9 protein-coding genes and 2 pseudogenes are annotated in these 8646 nt (G+C 67.0%); 3 read left to right on the top strand and 8 right to left on the bottom strand.

What is annotated here, in order from left to right; all coding sequences use genetic code 11:
- From APZ21_RS36145 to APZ21_RS33710, 4 genes and pseudogenes are all read right to left on the bottom strand, one after another.
- The coding region (locus APZ21_RS36145; protein ID WP_156370680.1) for a transposase at positions 1-566 on the bottom strand (566 nt) is incomplete at its 3' end.
- Positions 479-697 (bottom strand): annotated as a pseudogene (locus APZ21_RS36140) (transposase); the annotation flags it as partial. The gene APZ21_RS36145 and the pseudogene APZ21_RS36140, both read right to left, overlap by 88 nt.
- Before the next feature lie 69 nt (positions 698-766).
- Positions 767-1222, bottom strand: coding sequence for an IS3 family transposase (locus tag APZ21_RS05055; RefSeq protein ID WP_054812018.1), 456 nt, complete (start codon positions 1220-1222; stop codon positions 767-769).
- Between the two features lie 125 nt (positions 1223-1347).
- A complete protein-coding gene (locus APZ21_RS33710) occupies positions 1348-1575 on the bottom strand; it encodes a hypothetical protein (RefSeq protein WP_156370677.1) in 228 nt (75 codons plus the stop codon).
- Between the two features lie 4 nt (positions 1576-1579).
- On the opposite strand from APZ21_RS33710, the gene APZ21_RS05050 reads away from it, so the two are divergent.
- Both APZ21_RS05050 and APZ21_RS05045 read left to right on the top strand, forming a co-directional pair.
- Complete coding sequence (locus APZ21_RS05050; RefSeq protein WP_054812017.1) at positions 1580-1945, top strand: hypothetical protein; 366 nt, start codon at positions 1580-1582, stop codon at positions 1943-1945.
- A 225-nt stretch (positions 1946-2170) separates the two neighbouring features.
- A complete protein-coding gene (locus APZ21_RS05045; RefSeq protein ID WP_204249036.1) occupies positions 2171-3298 on the top strand; it encodes a DUF418 domain-containing protein in 1128 nt (375 codons plus the stop codon).
- A 65-nt stretch (positions 3299-3363) separates the two neighbouring features.
- On the opposite strand, the pseudogene APZ21_RS05040 reads toward APZ21_RS05045, so the two are convergent.
- From APZ21_RS05040 to APZ21_RS05025, 4 genes and pseudogenes are all read right to left on the bottom strand, one after another.
- Positions 3364-3558, bottom strand: a pseudogene (locus APZ21_RS05040) (cation:proton antiporter); the annotation flags it as partial.
- 232 nt (positions 3559-3790) lie between these two features.
- Complete coding sequence (locus APZ21_RS05035) at positions 3791-5542, bottom strand: ABC transporter ATP-binding protein (protein WP_054812015.1); 1752 nt, start codon at positions 5540-5542, stop codon at positions 3791-3793.
- Positions 5543-5920: 378 nt separating this feature from the next.
- Positions 5921-7009 carry a sensor histidine kinase gene (locus tag APZ21_RS05030; RefSeq protein ID WP_204249035.1) on the bottom strand — a complete coding sequence of 363 codons (1089 nt, stop codon included), beginning with the start codon at positions 7007-7009 and terminating at the stop codon, positions 5921-5923.
- Complete coding sequence (locus tag APZ21_RS05025) at positions 7009-7677, bottom strand: response regulator (protein ID WP_054812013.1); 669 nt, start codon at positions 7675-7677, stop codon at positions 7009-7011. The genes APZ21_RS05030 and APZ21_RS05025 overlap by 1 nt, the downstream gene beginning before the upstream one ends.
- Before the next feature lie 293 nt (positions 7678-7970).
- Between APZ21_RS05025 and APZ21_RS05020 the strand changes: the two genes are divergently transcribed.
- The gene (locus APZ21_RS05020; protein ID WP_054812012.1) at positions 7971-8639 is read left to right on the top strand and encodes an MspA family porin; all 669 of its coding nucleotides are present in this window, start codon (positions 7971-7973) and stop codon (positions 8637-8639) included.
- The last annotated feature ends 7 nt before the right edge of the window (positions 8640-8646 follow it).

Here is an 8646-nt window from a genome sequence, read left to right as displayed (position 1 = left end):
CGTTCCCAGCGGACCGCGAGGCGGCGGTATTGATGCAGCAGGGCAAGGGACTGTTCGACTATCCACCGCCCGGAGACTTTGTCGCGGGTGCCGCGGCGCGGGATGTAGCCGGTGATCCCTCGTCGGCGCAGCTCGTCGTGGACGCGCGGGTAGTCGTAGCCCTTGTCCGCGATCAGGGTGGTGATCCGTCGGCGCGGCCGGCCGGGGCATCCGCGCAGGGGTCGGACCTTGTCGGGCAACTCGGGCAGCAGCAGGTGGTCGCCCGAGTTGGCGCCCGACAGTGTGATCGCGAGCGGTAATCCGTTGCCGCAGGTCAGGATGTGGTGTTTCGATCCTGTCCTGCGGCGGTCGACTGGACTCGGTCCGGTGTCGGCGCCCCTTTTTTCGCCCGCACATGCGAGCCGTCGGGAATCACCCGGTCGAAATCGATCAACCCGGCGCGGTGGCAGTGAGCGAGCATCGTCTCGTGCAGGGCCTCGAACACCCCCAACTGCTGCCAGTCCCTCACCCTGCGCCAACAGGTCATCCCGGACCCGAAACCGAGCTCCTGGGGCAGGTCCTCCCACCCGATCCCGGTGAACAGGACGAACAGGATGCCCTGTAACATCAACCGATTGTCCATCCGCGTCGGACCCGGTGTCCCAGGCTCGCGGGCGGGCAGTAGCGGCTCGATCACTGCCCACAACTCGTCCTCCACAATCCACGGTGCCGCCACGACGAAACATACTGCCCTGCAAGCAGAGTCGACGCCAACCTTCCGAACCTGTTAGGAGCTCTTACTCAACCGATCCCGCCGATTCCACAACGCCATCTCCAACGCGTCCAGCGCCAGTCCGGTTTTCAGCGAATCCGACACCTGCCAGCCGACGACAGCCCGCGAGAACACGTCGGTCACGAACGCCACGTAACAGAATCCACGCCCAGCGAGCTCCACATACGTGATCGCAACCCACAGCTGGTTCGGCACCGGAGCGCGGAAGTTCCTGTCCACCAAGTCTTTCAGACGCCGGTCTTCGCTCCCTGGCACTGTCGTGCGTGGCTTGCGCCGCGTCGGCACCAAGCCCGCGAGACCATGGGCGCGCATCAATCTCTCCACCCGGCCGCGGCCCACCTCGACACCCGCGCGCACCAACTCCCGCCACATCTTCCGGGCACCGTAATCGCGCCGGCGTCCCCGATCGACCTCCCGCAACCGGTGGATCTCCGCCAGAATCTGGCGCATCACGCACCGCCCGTCGCGACGGCTCCCGCTCCCGCTCCGGCTTCTTCGCGGCGAAATACGTTTGCTGCCGAAATTCCAGCACATCACAGATCTCGGTCACCGTGAACCGGCCCCCGGCCCGATACTCATTGATAAACCTCACCCTTCGGCGGTGGCGGGTCCATCTCCCTGGCGAATAAAGCCGAGGCCGCCTTCAGAATCTGATTTGCCCGCTCCGGCTCACGGTTGCGCGCCTCCAACTCGCGAATCCGCGCATCCTTCGCCTCCGGCGACTCCGGAACCGGAACAGGCTCACCAGCCACGGCTCGCGACACCTTCGCTTGTTTCACCCAGTGCCGCAACGGACCACCCATACCGTTGATCCTCTCCAGATCCAACGGTCTCCAACAAACCCACAGCGCCGATTCGGAATCGGGATTCTGGGCGGACCTCGGGCGCAGCATGCTCACCGGCATACCGCTCGTGATCGCCTGTCTGCCTACGATTCTCATCCTTCTGTTCGCGCATTTGCTGGATTGGCACGACGATATCGTTCACCCCGACGGCTCGATCACCCTCGGCTACACCACAATCATCCTGGTGGTGAACACGGCGTTGCTGTTCGGTTGGGGATTGCTGGCAGCCCGAGCAGGCGGCTATTCCGCGTGGAAAGCGGCGGCGATCGGGCTGGGAAATACGATGCTCGGCTTGGCGGTCTTTGTGGTGAACTCGCTCAACCAGTAGCGGCCGAGGCGGCATACGGCCCCCGATAGACCCGCACTTCGGCTGTCAGACCAGCCGATCGGCGGGGCGGAAACCGGAACTTGCCGGATGTTCCGGCGACGCGGCGGCCGCGACATTGGTTGTATGACCTCGATACAGCACCCGGAGAAGACCTCGTCTCCGCCTGCCGGACCACCGGCGGAAGACGCCGCACCAGCCCCACCCGGTCCATCGACTGCGCGACTGGTGGGCCTCGACGTGGCGAGGGCGCTGGCGGTGTTCGGTATGTACACCGTGCACATTGGCCCCTCACAGACGAGCGGCGTCGGCGGCTGGTTTCGGTATGTGGTCGAAGGGCGCTCTTCGATCCTGTTCGCCACCCTCGCCGGGTTCTCGCTGATGTTGATCGCCGGCCGTCGAGAGCCGAAGACCGGTGTGGCCGGACGACAGGCGAAAGCACGAATCGCGATTCGTGCCCTTGTCCTGTTGGCGATCGGTACCGCGATGGCGATGGTCTACGGCGACGTCGTGATCCTCGCCTTCTACGGCGTCTACTTCCTGCTTGCCCTGCCGTTGGTCAAGATGAGTGCCAAGAAGCTCGCGCTCATCGCGGCCGGGCTCGCACTCGTCACCCCCCAGCTGGCCTTCCTCCTGAAGAAGGTCTTCGCAGGGTCGGTCCTGCAGACCATCAACGCCTACGACCCGCTCGAGAAGCTCAGCAACGTCGGCGTGCTCGATCTGCTGCTCACCGGCATGTACCCGACGATAACGTGGATGCCGTTCGTGATCGCCGGTATGGCGCTGGCTCGCCTCGATCTGGCGACCGGTGCGGTGCGAAGGCGGGTTGCTGCGCTCGGCGCCGCGCTCGTCGTACTCGGCTACGGTCTGTCACGGCTGCTGGGCGGTGCGGACGCGCTGAAGAGCATGGCAGGTTCTATGCCGCCCTCGGACGTGGACATGAGTGCGAAGATGGACTCGAGCATGGGACCGTTCGGTGCACAGGGTCCGGGTTCGTTGCTGTTGGCCGGACCGCACAGCGGTACGACCTTCGACATCGTCGGCAGTCTCGGTGTCGCGATCCTCGTGATCGTCGGCGCGACAGCGGCGCTGGAGCGGTTCGGGTTGCTGAGGCGACTTGCGGTGCCGATCATCGCTGTGGGCAGCATGTCGCTGACCTGCTACGTGGGCCACTTCGTCGTGCAGGGCGCCGTGGGAATGCACATGGGCCCCACCGCCGCGCAGTCGTGGATACCGCTGCTCTGGTTCATCCTCGGGGCAACCGTGTTCGCCACGGTATGGTCGCGCTTCTTCAAGCGCGGACCGCTCGAGTATCTACTCAACGCGGCAACCAAACCAGCGAAATACATCCGCTGAGGTCTTCAGGCCGGGTGGGCTCGTCGACCGGCGTGCCCACCCGGCTTCGCACGTCGTATGGGCCTCTAGCGCAGCCGCGACACCCCTGTCGCCACTGCCGAACCTGCACCGTGGAAGATCACGCTTCCCAACACCACGATCACCATCACCGACAGCGTCGTCTCAGCCGCTTGGCCGTCCAGGACGTTGAATGCCATCAGCCCGAACACGATCGAGGCCGTGCCACGGGGACCCAGCCAGCCGGCGAGCAAACGATCACGCCTCCAACCTCCCGGCCACAGCGCGAGCACCGACGCCACAACGATCAGTACCTGATTCAGCCCGCTACCTCTCCGTGCCGGTCCCGATCACGTCCAACCACCTCGGCGCTGCCTGCGATCTTCGTGGCTGGCAAACCAGGCCGGTCATCACACGACACGCTGACCGGCGACCTGCCCCGAACCGCCCGCGGCACCCGTGCCCGGCTTGCGGACACGGGTGCCGTTCGCCGCATCAACGCGCCGTGGCCCGCTCCTCGATCCGCAGCGCGCTCACCAGCTCGCGGTACAGCTCGTCGGTGTCCACGAGCTCGGCGTGCGAGCCCTGAGCGCGAATGCCGCCGTCCTGCAACACCACGATGTGGTCGGCGTCGACCACGGTCGACAAACGATGGGCGACCGTGACCACCGCGCCGACCCACGACCGCTGCCGCACACACTCGTGGATCGCGGCCTCGGTGATGCCGTCGGCGTGCGCGGTGGCCTCGTCGAGCAACAGCACATCGGGTGCGCCGAGCAGTGCCCGCGCCACCGCGATGCGCTGACGTTGACCGCTCGACACCGAGGACGAACTCAGCGGGGTGTCGAGCCCGTTCGCCTGTGCGGCGATCGTCTCCCGCAACCGGGTCGCCCGGATGACCTCGGCGAGGTCGTCCTCGGACGCGTCGGGGCGGGCGTAGAGCAGGTTCTCCCTGATCGTTCCCGGAACCACCGGAGTGTCCTGTTCCACGTAGGCCAACCTGGCCCGGACCCCGGCGTGGCCGTAGTCGCTGTAGGGCCGTCCGTTCAGCAGCAACTGTCCCTCGCGTGGTTCGAGGAACCGCATGATCAGCGACAGCAGCGTAGTCTTGCCCGATCCGGACGGGCCGACGATCGCCACATGCCCGGTGCGCGGGATGACGAGATCGATGTCGCGCACAGCATCGTCTCGTCCGTAACCTGCTGTGACGCCACGCAATTCGAGTACCGGAAGGGAATCGCCGACCGCGTTGGCGGCGATCTTCGGTGTGTCGATGTCGGATTCGATCTCGAGCTGCTCCATCTCCCGGATGCGCCCGGCCGCGGCGATGCCGCCCTGCAGGGTCATCACATGCTGGCCGAGCCCAGTTACCGGTTCGATCAGCGCGAACGCGTACAGCAGGAAGGCGATCAGGCTCGACAACGCGAGCGAACCCTGGCCGACCCGCCCCGCGCCGACGGCGACGACAACGACGATCGCGATCTCCACACCCGCCCAGGTGATCGCCGACGCGATGGCCTCGCGGCGGACCGCGCGCAGCGCGTGCCCGGTCGAGGCCTCCGCCTCGGCGATGATGCGCCCCGATTGGCGCTGCTCGGCGCGACTGGTCTTCACCGTGCGGATCGCGTGCAGGGAGCCCTCGAGTGCGGCGCCGACAGCGCCGAGGCGCTGCTGAGCCCGCTGCCGTTCGGTGGCCACAGCCGGCATCAGCGCCAGGAACAGCACACCGACCGCACCGATGGCCACCAGCGTGGTGACGAGCAGCATCACATCGAGCACGGCCATCAGCACCAGGGTGCCGACCAGCATGATCACGCCGTTGATCAAGCCGAGCAGGCTGGCGGAGGCGGCCTCCTGCAGCAGAACGGTGTCGGAGGTGACCCGGGTCACCAGTTCACCGATGGGGCGTCGATTCAGCGAAGGAATGGTCGCCTGGAAATATCTGCGCACCAGCGACTTACGGGCGGTGAGCACCACACGTTCGCCGATCGTGCCGAGCAGCATCGTCTCCAGACACAGCACGGTCGCACTGAACACCGACAGTCCGAGCAGCACCGCGACCGGAGTCGTGAGCGTGGCACCGGATCCGACGGCGTCGAGGATCCACTTCGTGATCATGGGGGTGGCCAGGCCGGCTGTCGCGCCCAGGACACCGAGGACCGATCCGACTGCGAGGGCACGACGATGCGGCGCGACGAACGACCACAGGACCCGGAGCCGGGCAAAGGTGGGCGACGTTTTCTTCATGCCATCGAACGTAAGCTCCCGACTGCCGCTCCCACACCCCCGCAGCGAACTCCCAGCCACACGGCGGAGCGAGACCAGCCACCCGGCGGAGACGACTCGGCTACTGGGTCGACCGGCCTGGCGGCACCGGTGCGACGCCTCGCCGGCGGAGACGGGCACCCGCGGCGAGGGGGGGTCTTCCACGGGTGCCCGTCTTCTAACGCGCCCGGTCGGGCGCTGCCTGTCACCGCTCTTGCCGGTAGCGGTGACCGTGCGCCGTGCCTGATTCACAGCGCACCTTCGATTCTGCGATCCAGGTGCCCGGACGGGAACCCGCCGACCGGCGGTATCGCCCCCGGCCGACGTCGGGTGCGCGGCCAGCGAGCGCGACGGCGGCCGTCAGGAACGCGGCAGGCGAAGTTCGACGCGGAAGCCGCCTTCCTCGGTAGAGCCGGTGCGCAACCGGCCCTGCAGCAGTTCAGCGCGCTCGGCCAAGCCGATCAGGCCATGACCGGAGCCGGGCAAGGGAATCGCCGTCCGGGTGGGCGGCGAATTGCTGACGATCACTCCGACGTGATCGGCATCGGAGAACAGCTCGATGCGAGCGTCGGCGCCGGGCGCGTGCTTGCGGACGTTGGTCAGCGCTTCCTGCACCGTGCGGTAGATCGCCCGCTGCGCCGCGCCGGTGATGTCGGCGGGCAGCGTGCCCGCCAGGTCGACGGGCAGTGCGCTGGATTCGATCAGGCTGTGCAGGTCCGCCAGCGTCGGCTGCGGAGTGAGTTCGGAGGTCTTTCCGCCGGAGGCACGCAACAACGTCACCAGATGCCGGAGTTCCTCGAGAGTCGTCACGCTCAGCTGCCGGATCGTGCGTGCCGCGTCCCTGGTATCGGTATCGGGTGCGGCGACCATCAAGGCGCCTGCCCGCACGGCGATCAGGCTGACCTGATGGGAGACGACGTCATGCATCTCGCGTCCTATCTGCGCCCGTTCCCTGGCGAGAACGGCCTGGGCGTGCAACCGGCGCTCGTGGTCGCGCGCCTCCTCGATCTCCATCAGTCGCTGGGCGAGTTCGTCTCGGGCGCGCACCAATTGGCCGAAGAAGACCGGAGCGATGGCGGTCCCGGCCGTATAGGCGAAGTAGGCGATGGCATCGGTACGCGACAACTCGAAGAACGGGCTCGACGACGCGGCGACAAGGCCGGCCACCACCGCGCACCCCACCGGCAGATAGCGATTGGCGGACAGTTTCGCCAGTGTGTAGAGCGCGACCGCGGGGGCGACGACGAGTTCGGTCAGGGCCAGAGCCGGAATCGTCAGCGCGAAGCTGAGCAGCAGCCATCGCCGCCGGAAGACGAGACCGAAGCAAGCGAGCGCGGCGATCGTCAGTTGGTCGGGATCGTATTTTACGCTACCGAACCACGCGTCGGCGGCCGCGAGCAGCACCAGCGCGGTATCGATCACCCACAGCGGCGCACGCGTGCGCGGCATCATCGATCCTCGCGCCGATCGGTCAGCAGCCCGGCCCGTTGGGCGACCAGCGCCGCCTGCACCCGGCTGGCGACGCGTAGCTTGGCCAGGATCGCGCTGACATGATCTTTCACCGTTCCTACGCTCAGAAAGATCCGCTGCCCGATATCGGCGTTCGACAGCCCCTCCGCCAACAGCACGAGGACGTCTCGTTCGCGCTCGGTCAGCCGGTCCAGCCGGGCGACCTCGTCGTCGGTCGCGGCCAGCCGGCTCAGGGCGTTGTCCTGATGCAGCAGTGTCGCAGCGGCTTTCGGAGACATCACCACTCCCCCTGCCGCCAATGTGCGGACCACCTGCGGCAGTTGGTCCGGTTCGGTGTCCTTCAGCAGGAATCCCGCCGCGCCGGAACGCAGCGCGGTGACGACGTACTCATCGGTGTCGAAAGTCGTCAGCATCGCCACCACCGGGGGTGCGCTCATCGCGCGCACCTCGTGCAACACCGTCAACCCGTCCACGTCCGGCATCCGGATATCCAGCAACACCACGTCCGGCGCTTGCGCGGCGATCAGCGCGAGCGCACCGCCGCCGGAACTCGTCCCGACCACCTCGATATCGGGCGCGGCCCCCAGGATGAGCTCGAATCCGGAACGGACCAATGCCTCGTCGTCGACGATGATCACTCGAATCATGAATTGACCTGCTTCGCTGTCGTACCGGATGTGCCGATGGCGCGGCCACCTACGACCGTACCGCTGAGCATCTGTTCACCTTCGGATATGCGTGGCGCCCTCGGCAATGCGTCGAGCAGCGTTCGAATCCAGCCGAAGGACCGGTTGCGTTCCCCCGGTCGACGGATGGCCGGGCCCGTCGAGCGGTGCCTACGCTCGCTGCGATCGCAGGTCCTCACCGCTGGTCACGGCGGCGATCCTGGTCATCCCGGTGTATGTGCGCGCACCGCTTCAGCATCTGATGAGGGTTGGACATGAACAGTTATTCCGGTACCCGCCACCGCATCCGGGCCGCGGGGCTCGGAGCCGCCGCGCTGACAGCGCTCGGCGTACTCGCCACCGGCACCGCGAGCGGTGACACCGTCGTTCCGTTGCCCGACGGTGAGCGTCTCGGTCTGGGTGTCAAGATCACCCGCACTCAGGAGCGCGCGGTGATCTCGCCGTCGCTCGCCGCCAACGGCGCCGGGCGCGTCGCCTGGTTGTCGGGCACCGTCATCGCCGATGTCAGCGCGACTCCGACGGGCAAGGTCGGGCCGAACAACGGCGCTGCGGACAGACCGGGCACCAACAATTCCTCGACACACGGGGCTTCGCGGGTCACCACCGGCTACATCGTCGGCTGCCAGGTCAGCATCGGCGACGAGGCGATCTCAGCGGGTGTGTCGGGTGGCGTCAGCACCGGCGGGGTGAACGCGGGCGGATCGATCGGGGTGAAGCTCGGTCCGGGCGAGGTGGCGTTCGTCGCGGTGGGAGGCAAGGACATCCTAGAGCCGGGCGTCTACGCCGTCGAATACCAGGACGCCGAGTTGCAGATCCAGGGCTGCGCAGGCTACGCCCAGGCCCGCGCGTTCACCGTGGTCGAGATCATCGGTGACCACTACTCCAAAACCTCACTGTACGGAATGCCGTTCAGCATCGGCTGAGCCGAAT

Source organism: Nocardia arizonensis (assembly GCF_001310275.1).
Lineage (GTDB): Bacteria > Actinomycetota > Actinomycetes > Mycobacteriales > Mycobacteriaceae > Nocardia > Nocardia arizonensis.
The sequence above is the reverse complement of the archived record's forward strand: the minus strand, read 5'-3'. Positions and strand labels throughout refer to the sequence as shown.